Annotated in this window: 13 protein-coding genes; 10 read left to right on the forward strand and 3 right to left on the reverse strand. The window is 69.4% G+C overall.

What is annotated here, in order from left to right; translation table 11 throughout:
* The first annotated feature begins 43 nt into the window (after positions 1 to 43).
* Positions 44 to 958: a 4-hydroxy-tetrahydrodipicolinate synthase gene (gene dapA / locus ACFC06_RS01810; RefSeq protein WP_375926677.1), complete on the forward strand. Its 915-nt coding sequence runs from the start codon at positions 44 to 46 to the stop codon at positions 956 to 958.
* A 55-nt stretch (positions 959 to 1,013) separates the two neighbouring features.
* Positions 1,014 to 2,540, forward strand: a complete 1,527-nt coding sequence (locus ACFC06_RS01815; RefSeq protein WP_375926679.1) for a DHA2 family efflux MFS transporter permease subunit — start codon at positions 1,014 to 1,016, stop codon at positions 2,538 to 2,540.
* Between the two features lie 67 nt (positions 2,541 to 2,607).
* On the opposite strand, the gene ACFC06_RS01820 is transcribed toward ACFC06_RS01815, so the two are convergent.
* Positions 2,608 to 3,039 carry an SRPBCC family protein gene (locus ACFC06_RS01820; RefSeq protein WP_375926682.1) on the reverse strand — a complete coding sequence of 144 codons (432 nt, stop codon included), beginning with the start codon at positions 3,037 to 3,039 and terminating at the stop codon, positions 2,608 to 2,610.
* Between the two features lie 275 nt (positions 3,040 to 3,314).
* On the opposite strand from ACFC06_RS01820, the gene ACFC06_RS01825 reads away from it, so the two are divergent.
* Genes ACFC06_RS01825 through ACFC06_RS01845 form a run of 5 tightly spaced genes read left to right on the forward strand, consistent with a single transcriptional unit; the run spans position 3,315 to position 7,235 of the window.
* Entirely contained in the window at positions 3,315 to 4,718 is a 1,404-nt protein-coding gene (locus ACFC06_RS01825) for a sensor histidine kinase (protein WP_375926685.1), read from the forward strand.
* On the forward strand, positions 4,696 to 5,106 hold the full coding sequence (locus ACFC06_RS01830; protein WP_278262022.1) for a roadblock/LC7 domain-containing protein: 411 nt from the start codon (positions 4,696 to 4,698) through the stop codon (positions 5,104 to 5,106). The genes ACFC06_RS01825 and ACFC06_RS01830 overlap by 23 nt, the downstream gene beginning before the upstream one ends.
* Entirely contained in the window at positions 5,106 to 5,456 is a 351-nt protein-coding gene (locus ACFC06_RS01835) for a DUF742 domain-containing protein (protein WP_375926688.1), read from the forward strand. The genes ACFC06_RS01830 and ACFC06_RS01835 overlap by 1 nt, the downstream gene beginning before the upstream one ends.
* Positions 5,431 to 6,033, forward strand: coding sequence for an ATP/GTP-binding protein (locus ACFC06_RS01840; RefSeq protein ID WP_375926691.1), 603 nt, complete (start codon positions 5,431 to 5,433; stop codon positions 6,031 to 6,033). The genes ACFC06_RS01835 and ACFC06_RS01840 overlap by 26 nt, the downstream gene beginning before the upstream one ends.
* Positions 6,030 to 7,235 (forward strand): cytochrome P450, encoded by a 1,206-nt coding sequence (locus ACFC06_RS01845; protein ID WP_375926694.1) that lies wholly within the window; start codon positions 6,030 to 6,032, stop codon positions 7,233 to 7,235. Before ACFC06_RS01840 ends, ACFC06_RS01845 begins: the two co-directional genes overlap by 4 nt.
* A 4-nt stretch (positions 7,236 to 7,239) precedes the next feature.
* Here the strand turns inward: ACFC06_RS01845 and ACFC06_RS01850 are convergent, their stop codons facing one another.
* Positions 7,240 to 7,794 carry a TetR/AcrR family transcriptional regulator gene (locus tag ACFC06_RS01850; protein ID WP_375926697.1) on the reverse strand — a complete coding sequence of 185 codons (555 nt, stop codon included), beginning with the start codon at positions 7,792 to 7,794 and terminating at the stop codon, positions 7,240 to 7,242.
* A 194-nt stretch (positions 7,795 to 7,988) separates the two neighbouring features.
* Here ACFC06_RS01850 and ACFC06_RS01855 point away from each other — a divergent pair, with 194 nt between their 5' ends.
* The 3 genes from ACFC06_RS01855 to ACFC06_RS01865 all read left to right on the forward strand — a co-directional run bounded on the left by ACFC06_RS01855 (position 7,989) and on the right by ACFC06_RS01865 (position 10,889).
* A complete protein-coding gene (locus ACFC06_RS01855; protein WP_375926700.1) occupies positions 7,989 to 9,218 on the forward strand; it encodes a cytochrome P450 in 1,230 nt (409 codons plus the stop codon).
* Positions 9,219 to 9,606: 388 nt separating this feature from the next.
* Positions 9,607 to 10,425, forward strand: coding sequence for a carbohydrate-binding protein (locus ACFC06_RS01860; protein ID WP_375926703.1), 819 nt, complete (start codon positions 9,607 to 9,609; stop codon positions 10,423 to 10,425).
* 71 nt (positions 10,426 to 10,496) lie between these two features.
* Positions 10,497 to 10,889, forward strand: a complete 393-nt coding sequence (locus ACFC06_RS01865; RefSeq protein WP_375926706.1) for a hypothetical protein — start codon at positions 10,497 to 10,499, stop codon at positions 10,887 to 10,889.
* 61 nt (positions 10,890 to 10,950) lie between these two features.
* Here ACFC06_RS01865 and ACFC06_RS01870 read toward each other — a convergent pair whose 3' ends face one another.
* Positions 10,951 to 13,518, reverse strand: coding sequence for an ATP-dependent Clp protease ATP-binding subunit (locus ACFC06_RS01870; RefSeq protein ID WP_375926709.1), 2,568 nt, complete (start codon positions 13,516 to 13,518; stop codon positions 10,951 to 10,953).
* Positions 13,519 to 13,550 lie beyond the last annotated feature (32 nt).

The raw sequence follows: 13,550 nt of genomic DNA on the forward strand, positions 1-13,550 counted from the left end.
TGTGAACTGGACCTGATGTATCACGGGGTCGAGCATAGGAGTCATGACTTCGCTCCACGGACTCTTCGTCCCGCTGATCACCCCGTTCACCGCCGATGGCGCCCTGGCCGCCGACGCGCTGACCCGCCACGCCCACCGCGTCCTCGACGCGGGCGCCACCGGCCTGGTCGCCCTCGGCACCACCGCCGAGCCCGGCGCGCTCACCCCTGGCGAGCGGGCGCGGGTCCTCGACATCTGCGCCACCGTGAGCGCCGAACGCGGCACGCCGCTGGTCGTCTGCGTGGGCGGCGCCGCCACCGCGGCGGCGGTCGAGGCGATCACCGCGCTGCCCGTCGACGCGGCCGCGGTGCTCTCGGTGGTGCCGTACTACGTGCGGCCCAGCGAGGAGGGCGTGATCGCCCACTTCACCGAACTCGCCGCGCACAGCCCCGTTCCCGTGCTCGTCTACGACGTCCCGTATCGCACCGCCCGCCCGCTCGCCGGCGACACCCTGGTGCGCCTGGCCGCGATCCCGAACATCGCCGGGTTCAAGCACAGCGTCGGCGGTATCGATGCGGCCACCGTGGAACTGATGGCCCGCGCCGGAACCACCACGACGGTGCTGGCCGGGGACGACCGCTTCGCCTCCGCCCTGCTCGGCCTCGGCGCCCACGGCGGCATCCTGGCCGCCGCCAATGTCGCTCCCGCCGCCTACTCCGAGCTGGTGGCCGCCTGGCGCGCCGGGGATCTGCTCAGGGCTCGCGAGGTGGGTCACCGTCTCGACGCGCTCGGGGCGGCGCTGTTCGCCGAACCCAACCCGACGGTCGTCAAGGCGGTCCTGGCCGCCCAGGGGTACATCCCCAGTCCCGCGGTTCGGCTGCCCCTGCTGCCCGCCTCCGAGTCCGCGACGACGGCTGCCCTCGTCGCGGAGGCACTCGTCAGCGATGACACGATCTTCGCTGGTCAGCACCCTGTCTGACCACGAACATCAGATTTCGCTGGTCATCGGCGCCGAAAGGTGTCAGGCTCAAGCGGTGACGAAACCTCCGGATATCGGCGCCGCCGATCCCACTTCCGACAAACTGGACGCCGCCGTACTGAAGGTCGCCGGCGTGGTCGTCCTCGGCGCGGTGATGTCGATCCTCGACATCACCGTCGTCACCGTGGCGATCCCGACCTTCATGGCGGATTTCGACGCCTCCGTCGAGGTCGTCGCCTGGACCATGACCGGCTACACCCTGGCCCTGGCCTCGGTCATCCCGATGACCGGCTGGGCCGCCGACCGCTTCGGCACCAAACGCCTCTACATGGCCGCGCTGACGTTCTTCATCCTCGGCTCGGTGCTGTGTTCGATGGCGTGGAGCATCGAGTCGCTGGTGGCCTTCCGCGTCGTCCAGGGCATCGGCGGCGGCATGCTCATGCCGCTGGGCATGACGATCATGACCCACGCGGCGGGCCCGCAGCGGATCGGCCGGGTGATGGCCGTGCTCGGCGTGCCGATGCTGCTCGGCCCGATCTGCGGCCCGATCCTGGGCGGCTGGCTGATCGACTCCTTCAGCTGGCACTGGATCTTCCTGATCAACCTGCCGCTGGGCCTGCTCGCGCTGGTGCTGGCGTTCGTGGTGTTCCCCGCCGACAAGCCCAAGCCCTCCGAATCGTTCGACTTCGTCGGCATGCTGCTGGCCTCACCGGGCCTGGCCCTGTTCCTGTTCGGTGTCTCCTCGATCCCGGAGAAGGGCACCGTGCTCGCCGCGCGGGTCCTGATCCCGGTGATCGTCGGCGCGATCCTGCTGGTGGCGTTCGTGTTCCACGCACTGCGCACCGAGCACCCGCTCATCGATCTGCGGTTGTTCCGCAACCCGTCGCTGCGCTTCTCGGTGCTGACCATGTCGCTGTTCGCGACCGCGTTCTTCGGCGCGGGTTTCCTGCTGCCCAACTACCTGCAGCAGGTGCGCGGGGAGACCGCCTTCGACTCCGGTCTGCTGATGGCACCGCAGGGTATCGGCGCGATGCTCACCATGCCGGTCGCGGGCTTCCTCGTCGACAAGATCGGCCCCGGCAAGATCGTCATGTTCGGCATCACCTTCATCACCATCGGCCTGGCCGGGTTCACCCAGCTCGGCGCGGACACCTCGTACCTGATGATCGGCAGCGCGCTGTTCGTGATGGGTCTGGGCATGGGCTGCACCATGATGCCGGTGATGACGGCCGCGATCCAGACACTCACCCACGCGCAGGTGGCCCGCGGCTCGACGCTGATGAACATCATCAACCAGACCGCCGCCTCGATCGGCACCGCGACCATGTCGGTGGTGCTGGCCTCCCAGCTCAACAATCACGAGGAGGCGGGCATCGGGATCGCGGCCACCGTGAATCCCGAACTCGCGTCGCAGTTCCCGGCGGCGGTGATCGAGCAGGGCAGGCAGCTGGCCGCGGAGGCGTTCAGCAACACCTACTGGGTGACGGTGATCCTCGCGGCGCTCACCCTGATCCCCGCGTTCTTCCTGCCCCGCACCAAACCGAAGGCCCCGGTCGACCCCGAGGCCGCGATGATGGTCTGACCCCGGACATCGCGGAAAGCCCGGGCCGAACAGCGCAGTTCGGCCCGGGCTTTCGTCGTCGGTGGGGTCAGCCGTAGAGCTTGACGAAGGCTTCCAGCGAGCGCTCGATGTCGCCGCGCAGTGCCTTGGCCACCGCCGAGCCGATCGGGCCGAACAGCGGTGCGCCGCCCAGGTCGATGTCGACCTTCACCTTGGAGCCGCTGCCGTGCGGCTCGACGATCATGCCGAGACCGAACTTGGTGCCGCCGATGCCCGTGCCGCGCAGTTCCAGGCGCCGCGGCGGTTCGGCCGTGCGCACGGTCCAGGTGACCTTGTTGCGGAAACCCTTGACCCGCGCGATGCCGACGAGCACGGTGCCCGCGGTCAGTTCCTCGGGCAGCGTGCCGCGCCACGCCTCGTGAATGGTCAGCCAGTCGCCCAGGTGGGGCAGGTCGGAGGCATGGGCCCATGCCTCGTCCGGCGGGACGGGGACATCGACGGAGAGCTGGAGTTTCGCCACGCCCGGATAGTATCCGGTACCCGGGGTTCCGTTCCGGGCGGCTCGAGGCATAGCAAACCAGAATAGATCAGTTGCCCAATACCACGGGCGGCTTTCGGCCGGAAATCTGATGGCGGACAGGACGATCCGGCCTCGGGAACGATCATGGTGCTGCTAGGGTGTGCGGGTCGCTGGAACCGGAGTGTGTGTATCGGGTAACCGATACATCGCCCGGCTCCGCGAATGCCTCCCGGGCCGGCCGGTGAGGGCCCACCGACCAGGGTGCCCAGTGGTCGATGACGACGAAAGATCTGATGAACTCAGGAATCGCGGTGCTGTTACTGATCATCGGGGCTCCGCTGTTACTGCTCGCGATGGGTGTCGCCGTCCTGGCGATGCGCAACGAACGCCAGCAACGGCTGCGCACCGATGCCGCCGTCCGGGAACGCCTCGCGATGGAGGAGGCCGTGGTCGGGTTGGCGCAGACCACGTTGCCCGCCATCACCGACGCCGTGCGCAGGCACGAGATCCCGCAGGTCGGTGTCGAGATGCCCGCCGAGCTGGCGGAATCGCGACCCGGACAGGCGCTGCAGTGGATCGCGACCGGGCACGCCGAGGACCTGCGTGCCGTCGCCGAGGACACCAGGGCGATGGTCGAGCGCTACAGCGAACAGCGCCGCACCGCCGAGGTGCAGGCCGCCCACGAGCAGGCGGGCAACGAACTCTCGGCCGCCTCGCGTGCGGCGACCAGCGCCGCGGTGCGCTCGTTCGGTACCTCGGTGGTCAGCCTCGGTACCGACCTCGGTCAGGTGGTGAGCACCGCGCTGCGCGAGCACCGCGACGACGCGATCTACGAGACGCTGACCCGCATCGACCACACCGTGCAGCAGATGATCCGCCAGGCGCAGTCCTATGTGATCGTCTCCGGCGGCCTGCCCGGACGCCGGTGGCCGCAGCAGTCGCTCACCGACGTCGTCGGCGGCGCGACCGGCCGGGTCCGCGAATTCCTGCGGGTGCGCTCGGGCCAGTCCGACCGGGTGGTGATCAGCCGCGCGGTGGAACCGCTGGTGCACACGCTGGCCACCCTGCTCGACAACGCGCTGCGGTATTCGCCGCCGTCGTCGTTCGTCGAGGTCGGGTTCCAGGAGGGCCACCACGGTGTCACCGTGATCATCGACGACGCGGGCATGCGGATGAGTCCCGAACAGCTCGAGGACGCCCGTCAGGTGCTCAGCGGTGAACGGCCCGTCGACATCCACGATCTGGGCCCCGCGCCCAAGGTCGGCTTCCCCGGCATCGCCGCGCTGGCCCGGCGCTACGGCTTCTCCGTGCACGTGGACGGCCCCAACATCTTCGGCGGAATGCGGGCGATGGTGTATGTGCCCGCCGCGCTGCTGGTCTCGGGCGCGGCCCCGCGCCTGCCCGAACCCGAACTCACCGCGCCGGCGCACGTTCCGGTGCCGGTGCCCGACCTCGTCGAGCCCGAACGCGGCGCCGAGGTGCACGAGATCACCAGCGGCGGGCTGCCCAAGCGCCGCCGCAGGCCGGTTGCCCCGGATTCGGCGGGGGCAGTCACCGAATCGGGGCAGGCTCGCCCCGAACTCGCCGCTGCCTGGCACAGCGGTTCCCGCAGCGGTCGTACCGCTGCGGCCGAGCGAACCACGGAAGGAACAGCCGATGAGCACACCGGTGGCCGATAGCACGAACCGATTGGCGTGGCTGCTCGGGGATCTGGAGATCCCCGGCGTCCGCTTCGCGGTGCTGCTGTCCGAGGACGGACTGCGCATCGCCCACTCCCGTGGTGTGGCCAAGGACGACGCCGAACGCTTCGCCGCGGCGGCCTCGGGCCTGCGCTCGCTCGGCAAGGCGCTCGGCGAGTTCTGCGGTGGCTCGCAGAACGCGGTGCGCCAGAACATGACCGAGTACGACGAGGGCATGATCATGATCACCGCCGCCGGAACCGGTGCGCTCCTAGGCGTGGCGACCACGCTCGACGTCGACGTCGCGCTGGTCGCCCACCGGATGAACGAGCTGGCCTCCCGGGTCGGCCACGAGATCGGCAGCGCGCCCCGTCACGGTGGCAGGTAATGACGCGCGGCAGGCGTGATCCCGACCTGGTCCGGTCCTATGTGCGGGCCGGTGGACGGGTCAAGGCCGCGCGGGAACTGGATCTGGTGACCCTGATCCGCGCGGTCGCCGACCCGCGGCCCGACCACCGGCCCGACCAGCGCCGGGTGCTGGCGTTGCTGAGCCGCCGCGGCGCGCTCTCGATCGCCGAGCTGTCGGCCTATCTCGATCTGCCCGCCTCGGTGGTGAAGATCCTCGTGTCCGATCTGCTCGACAGCGGACATCTACAGTGCCCCACTCCGGCCGAGGTGAAGCCGGAACTAGCGTTGATCAAGGAGGTGCTGCATGGGCTCCGTGCCCTCGCGGGCTGAGGTCGATTACGTCGCGGATACCGTGACGCGCTCGGTGAAGATCCTGGTGGCAGGCAATTTCGGCGTCGGGAAGACCACCTTCGTCGGAACCGTGTCCGAGATCAGGCCGCTGCGCACGGAGGAGACGATCACCGAGGCCAGTATCGGCGTCGACGACATGGCGGGCCTGGGTACCAAGGTGCAGACCACCGTCGCGCTGGACTTCGGCAGGCTCACCCTGAATCCGCAGCTGGCGCTGTATCTGTTCGGCACCCCGGGCCAGGAACGTTTCGCCCCGTTGTGGGAGGAACTGGCCCGCGGCGCGCTGGGCGCGCTGGTACTGGTCGACACCCGCCGCATCGAGAAGGCCGACGACGTGCTCTCCGCGCTCGAGCAGCGTGGCGTGCCGTACGCGGTGGCGGTCAACGAGTTCGAGGGCTTCCGCCGCTATCCGCTCGAGGAGATCCGCGAGGCGCTGGACCTGGCGCCGGAGACGCCGGTGGTCGCCGTCGACGCGCGCCGCCGCGACCACGGCCTGCGCGCGCTGATCACGCTGGCGGAGTTCCTGTTCCACCGGCAGGAAGTGGCGGCGTCATGACGCTGGATCTCTCGATCGACGAGCGCGTGCCGATGTACGCGCCCGAGTTCGCCGCCGATCCGCAGGCGGCCTACCGCGAGATGCGGCGCCGCTTCGGTTCCGTGGTGCCCGTGGAGCTCTCGCCGGGGATCCGGGCGACGCTGGTCATCGGCTATCACACCGCGGTACGCATCCTCAACGATCCCGAGCACTTCCCGGCCGACCCGCGGCTGTGGCAGCGCGACATCCCGCAGGACTGCCCGGTGCTGCCCATGCTGCAGTTCCGGCCTGCCGCGCTGCGCACCACCGGCGCCGAGCACGCGCGCTACCGGCAGGCCAATGTGGCCGGCATCGCCGGGGTCGACCTGTACGCGATGCACGCCACCATCGAACAGTTCGCCATCCCGCTGATCAACAGCTTCTGCGCCACCGGCTCGGCGGATCTGCTGAGCCAGTACGCGTTTCCGCTGGTCTTCCAGGCGCTGAACTCGATGCTGGGGTGCACGCCCGAGATCGGTCAGCAGGTGGCCACCGGCATGGCCCAGATCTTCGAGGGCGACGACGCGGAGGCGGGCAACAATCTGCTGGCCAGCGCGCTGTCGGACCTGGTCGCGTTGCGTCAGCGCGAGCCCGGCGACGATGTCGCCACCCGGCTGCTGCACCACCCCGCCGCGCTCACCGACGAGGAGATGGTGCACCAGCTGCTGGTGCTCTACGGCGCCGGGATCGAGCCGATGCTCAACCTGGTGGTCAACACGCTGCGGCTGATGCTCACCGACGACCGCTTCGCCGGTGACGTCCTGGGCGGCAGCCTGTCCACCCGCGACGCGCTCGACGAGGTGCTCTTCACCGACCCGCCGCTGGCCAACTTCTGCATGACCTATCCGCGCCAGCCCGTCCTGATCGACGAGATGTGGCTGCCCGCCAACGAACCCGTCGTGATCTCCATGTCGGCGTGCAACAACGATCCGGCCATCGCGGGCCGCGACGTGGTCGACAACCGGGCGCACCTGGCCTGGAGCGCGGGCCCGCACGGGTGCCCGGCCAAGTCGGTGGCCTACCTGATCGTGCAGGACGCGATCGACCAGCTGCTCGACGCGCTGCCGGAACTGCGCCTGGCCGTGCCCGCCGAGGAACTGGTGTGGCGGCCCGGTCCGTTCCATCGTTCGCTGGCCGCGCTGCCGGTGGAGTTCCCGAAGACGCCGCCGCTGCCGATGCCCTGAGCCGTCACCGTGGACGCAGCGCCGGACCGACGAAGCGTTCGACCAGCGCGCGTTCGGCGGCCGCGTCGGGCAGCGGCCAGGTGAGCAGCGACAGCACGACCCGCACGATCCAGCCCGCGGCCGCGTCGTCGGGGGCGATGCGGGTCAGCGTGGTCGCGAGGTGCCCGAGTTCGGGTGCGGACGCCAGCAATCCGTCGGTGCCGGGGGAGCGGTGCCGGGTCAGCCACTGGTGCAGCACCGGATCGGCGCGCAGGGCGGCCACGGCGGCCAGGATCGCCTCGACCGGCCTGCGCTGCGCGGGAACCTTGTCGACGGCCTTGTCGATGCGCGCGACCACGCCGCCCGCGGCGCGCAGCACGACCGCGCGCACGAGCTGGGATCTGCCGCCGACGTGGCGGTAGAGCGTGGCGCGCGAGCAGCCCGCCGCCGCGGCGATGTCCTCGGCGGTGACACTGTCGATGCCGTGTTCGAGGAACAGCGCCAGCGCCACGCGTTCGATGCGGTCGACGGCCGCGGCCCGGCGGTCACCACCGGTCAGCCAGTCGTCGTGTCCGGTCATCGGTCCTCCTCGTGTCTCGAGATGAGACGCATTCGCGAATCTGTCTAGCCGAATCAGCGCTGGAAGGTCGGCGTTTCCGCGGAAACCGCCGGATGGTGGTCGTGGCGGCGCCGTCTCAGTGCGAGACAGTCGTTGACCGGATGACCGCGGCGGCGCACGGTGGGCGCCGACACCCCAGACCCGGAAAGGCCGCCATGACCACCGACCTCGCGGCGTTCGACCTGTTCGACCCGGCCGTCCTCGACGACCCCGCTCCGCTGTATCGCGCCCTGCGCACCCACGCGCCGGTGTACCGGGTACCGGGCACGGACTTCTTCCTCGTCGCCTCCTGGGCGGCGGTCGCCGAGGCCGCCGCCCGCACCACGGACTTCTCCTCGCACCTGACCGGCGTGCTCGTCGCGAACCCCGGTGCGGCGCCGGTGACCTTCGACCTGGACGCGGCGGGCGAGGCCGTCCATGTCCTGGCCACCGCCGACGGCGGCACGCACGCCGCGCATCGCGGCCTCGTCGGCCCGGCCCTGGCCAAACGCGTTCGCGCGCTGGGGCCCGTCGTCACCGCGCTCGCCGACCGGCTCTGGACCGAGGAACTCGACGGCGACCGGATCGACTGGGCCACCGGCATGGCCGACCGCCTGCCGCTGGCCGTGATCGCCGAACTGGTGGGATTCCCGGCCCGGGACGTGCCCCGGCTGCTCACCTGGGCCTACGACTCCACCGAGATGCTGGGCGGGGTGGTCGCCGAGGGCCGGATGGCCGCGCTGGTCACCTCGGCCGCCGAACTCGCCCACTACGCCTACCTGGCCCTGCAGGAGGCGACAGCGCGTGGTGCGCAACCGCATACGCTGCTGGCCGTCCTCGTGGCGGCGGTGGCGGACGGGCGTATCGACGAGCAGCAGGCGGTGCTGATCCTGGTGCAGTTGATCGGCGCGGGCGGGGAGTCGACCGCGGGCCTGATCGCCGCGGCGGCACGCATCCTGGCCACCGACCACGCGCTGCAGGCCACGCTGCGCGCGCGCCCGGACCTGGTCCCGGCCTTCCTGGACGAGGCGCTGCGCCTGGAATCGCCGTTCCGCGGTCATCACCGGCACGTCGTGGCCGACACCCGCCTCGGTGGTGTCGACCTGCCCGCGGGCAGCCACCTGCTCCTGCTGTGGGGTGCGGCCAACCGCGATCCGGCGAGGTATCCCGATCCCGACACCGTCGACCTGACCCGCCCGCGCGGACGATCCCACACCGCGTTCGGGGCCGGCGCGCACTTCTGCATCGGCTCGACCCTGGCCCGCCTGGAAGCCACCGCCGCGATCACCCTGCTGCTGGAGCGCACCGCGCACATCTGCCTGCGCGCCGACGCCCCACCGCGCTGGGTGCCGAGCCTGTTCGTCCGGCGGCACGCGAGCCTGCCACTGCTGGTCACTCCACGCTGAGCCGGGGCACCGAACCCGACGAATTCGGCGCGGGTCGCGCAAGTTCGCCGCGGCGACCCGCCCGCCCCGACCACAACCACGAAAAGTGCTCTTGTTGCGAACCGGTGGTCCTATCCGCAAACTCCGGCAAATCCCGGGAACGCTCCGAGCAGCGGGGTTAACCGGAGGATTGCGGTGGGTGGATACCGGTTGGTTCGGCGGGCGATGATTCGCCGAATTCGCACCGTGGTGATTCGGCCCCGGAATACCGGTTGGTAACGGCATTTCGGAGCGAAAGCGACCCTTGACGGTTGATCTTCGCCGCCCTACTGTCCCACTCGCTCGAAATGTTTCCGGACGGCACGCCGGCCCCTGCCGTCCCCCGTATGCGTTTCCAAGGAGTATTCACGTGAGAAGTCGATTTCTGTTCCTCGCCGGTGCGATGGTGGTGGCGCCCCTCGCGACGCTGCTCGTCCCCGTCGGAAATGCCCAGGCGCACGGCTGGGTCACCGGCCCCGCCAGCAGGCAGGAACAGTGTGCCCGCGGACTGGTGTCCTGCGGTGCGGTGAAATACGAACCCCAGAGCGTGGAAGGTCCCAAGGGGCTCACCTCGTGCAGCGCGAACAAATATCCCGAACTCGACGACGACTCGCTCGGCTGGATACCACAGAAAGTCTCCGGCGCCACCACTTTCACGTGGAAGAACACGGCCAATCACCGCACCCTGAATTGGGAATACTTCCTCGGGAACACGAGGATCGCCGTGATCGACGGCCGCAATGAACAGCCGCCGATGGAAGTCACCCACACCATCGATCTCTCACCGTATTCCGGGCGCCAGAAATTGCGCGCGGTCTGGAACATCGGCGACACCGCCGCCGCGTTCTACAGCTGCGTCGACCTCGAGATCGGTGGCGGCGGCAGCACCCCGACCACCAGCCCGACACCGACCACCACCACGCCCGCGCCCACCACGACGGTTCCGCCGACCACCACGAAACCCCCTGCCACCACCACGAATCCGCCTGCCACCACCACACCCGGCGGCGGTCACCACCACCCGACGACCACCGCGCCCGCCTCCTCCGCGTGGCGCCAGGGCGCCACCTACGCCGTCGGCGACAAGGTCACCTATCAGGGCGTCACCTACACCTGCCGACAGGCGCACACTGTGCACGACCCCAACTGGACGCCCCCGAACACCCCCGCCCTCTGGTCGCGCGCATGAATCGTGTGTGTTCTCCCACCATGAACGCGCCGATGGGGTGAGGATTGGGACGACTCGAAGGGACGTGAGAGATGAGTGACAGGAAGTTCGCTTTCGCCATCGCGGCCACCGGCGCGACGGTACTGGCGATGACGATCGGCGCACCCGACGCCTCGGCGGGTGTTTCGCAGTTGACCGTCAAACCGAATATCAGTGTCGGGTCGTCGACCAATTACGGCACCGGGTGCACCTATCAGTTGCTGGCGCGGCTCAGTATCGGGATCGTCCCCGTGTCCTACTACGACAACGGCCAGTTGCTGGCCGTGGTCGCCCCCACCGACGGTGTCGCCATGTACAACTGGGTGCCAGCCTACGAGGGCGTCCACACGCTGACCGCCTACCAGGACGGCATCGGCAGCAGCGCCACGGTGTCGGTGGGCCGTGGCTACCACTTCGGCGAGAACTGCGTGGTCACCGGCGGCTGATCCGGCACACCACCACCGGCCCGGTCCCTCGCGGACCGGGCCGGTTGTCGTCTACCAGGTATCACTTCTTGGCGTCGGCCTTCTTCTTGCTCGCCTTCTTCGCGGGCTTCTTCGGGTCCGACCCGTTGGTGCCCGCCGTGCCCGCCGTGCCCGCCGGTTCCGCGGCGGTGACGACCAGGTCGTCGTCGACCACCTCGACCCGCACCGTGGCACCCGATGTCAGCCCACCGTCGAGCAGCAGCCGCGAGATCCGGTTGTCGAGCTCCTTCTGCACCGTGCGCCGCAGCGGCCGCGCACCGAACTCGGGCTGGAAACCGCGCTCACCCAGCCAGTCCACCGCCGGTTCGCTGATCTCGAGATCGATGTCCTGGGCGGCGAGCATGCGCCGGGTCTTGTCCAGGATCAGGTTGACGATCCGTTCCAGCTGCGACTTGTCGAGCCGGTGGAACACCACGGTCTCGTCGATGCGATTGAGGAATTCCGGCCGGAAATGCTGCTGCAACCGTTCCATCAGCTGCGGCGTGATCGTGTCCAGATCGCCCTCGGGGGCTTTCAGAATCAGATCCGAGCCGATATTGGAGGTCATGATCACGATGGTGTTCTTGAAATCGACGGTGCGGCCCTTGGAATCGGTGACCCGCCCGTCGTCGAGCAGTTGCAGCAGCACATTGAACACATCGGGATGCGCCTTCTCGACCTCGTCGAACAGGATCACCGAATACGGTTGCCTGCGCACCTTGTCGGTGAGTTGCGCGGCATCGTCGTAGCCGACATATCCGGGCGGCGCGCCGACCAGCCGCGAGACCGTGTGCTTCTCCTGGAATTCGCTCATGTCGAACCGGATGAGCCGGTCCTCGTCCCCGAACACCGCCTCGGCCAGCGCCTTGGCCAGCTCGGTCTTGCCGACACCGGTCGGCCCGAGGAACAGGAACGAGCCGATCGGCCGGTTCGGGTCCTTGAGTCCGGCCCTGGCCCGGCGCACCGCCTCGGCCACCGCCACGATCGCCTCGTCCTGCCCGATGACCCGCTTGTGCAGCACGTCCTCGAGTTCCAGCAGGCGCTGCTTCTCCTCGGCGGTGAGATCGGCGACCGGGATGCCGGTCTGGCGCGAGATCACCTCGGCGATGTCGACCACGTCGACCACCGGATCGGTCGAGGTGAGCCCGGATTCCTCGAGTTCCTCCTCGGCCGTGGCGATCTCGGCCTTGATGGCGGTCGCGCGCTCGTAGTCCTCGTTGTCGACGGCGGCGTCCTTCTCCCGGTAGAGCCGGGCGATGTGCTCGTCGCGGGCCTTCACCTCCGGATCGGGTGTGCCCGAACGCAACCGGACCCGCGCACCCGCCTGGTCGATCAGGTCGATCGCCTTGTCGGGCATGAACCGGTCGGTGATGTAGCGATCCGAGAGCTGCGCCGCCGCGACCAGCGACTCGTCGGAGTAGCGCACCTGGTGGTGTTCCTCGTAGACATCGGACAGGCCGCGCAGGATCTCCACGGTGTCGTCCACGGAGGGCTCCGACACCATCACCGGCTGGAAGCGCCGCTCGAGCGCGGCGTCCTTCTCGATGTACTTGCGGTACTCGTCGATGGTGGTCGCGCCGACGACGTGCAGTTCGCCGCGCGCCAGGGCGGGCTTGAGCAGATTGCCCGCGTCCATCGACCCCTCGCCGCCGCCCCCGGCGCCGACGATGGTGTGCAGCTCGTCGATGAACACGATCAGTTCGTCGGAGTGCGCGCGCACCTCGTCGAGGATCTTGGTCAGCCGCTCCTCGAACTCGCCGCGGTACTTGCTGCCCGCCACCAGCGTGCCGACATCGAGGGCGATGACCCGGCGATCGGCGAGCGTGGAGGGCACATCGTCGTTGACGATCCGCTGCGCCAGCCCCTCCACGATGGCGGTCTTGCCGACACCCGGATCGCCGATCAGCACCGGATTGTTCTTACGGCGCCGCGAGAGGATCTCGATGGTCTGCTCGATCTCCTCGGCCCGCCCGACCACCGGGTCGACCAGGCCCTCCCGCGCCTCGGCCGTGAGGTCCCGGCCGTATTCGTCCAGCGTGGGGGTGTCGGACTTGTCCCGTTTGCGGGTGCCCGCACCGGCACCCGGGGTCGGGGAGGCCCCCGAGGACCCGCTCTGGCTGGCCGCGAGACCGGCGACCAGGGCCTGGGCGGCGACACTGTCGGGCAGCGAGGCGATGCCGAGCAGGATGTGTTCGGGGCCGATATAGCTGCTGCCCGCCTGGGCGGCCTGACGCTGGGCGGCGCGCAGGGCGAGCTTGGTGGCGGGGCTGAGGGTGATGTCGGTGACGTCGCTGTCGCTGGGTGAACCGGTGTCGAGATAGTCCTGCATCTGCTCGGCGACCTGGTCGGGGTCCAGGCTGAGTTCGGCGACGATACTGCGTCCGGGTTCGGCTTCGGTGGCCGCGTAGAGCAGGTGTTCGGGGGTGATCTCGGTATTGCCCCACTCCTGGGCCGCCTCGCGGGCCGAACCGACGAGCAACTTGGCGTTGTCGGTCATCAACCGGCCCAGATCGATGCGCTGTACGGGTGGTTTCGAGGACATCCCGGATCCGAAGAATCGCTGGAAGATGTCGTCGAAGGAGTCCATCGAACTCGGCCAGCTCGCAGTCATTCCCTACCTCTTCGCTCGTCGGGCCGCGTCGC

The organism is Nocardia sp. NPDC056064 (assembly GCF_042266925.1).
In the GTDB taxonomy this organism is placed as follows: domain Bacteria; phylum Actinomycetota; class Actinomycetes; order Mycobacteriales; family Mycobacteriaceae; genus Nocardia.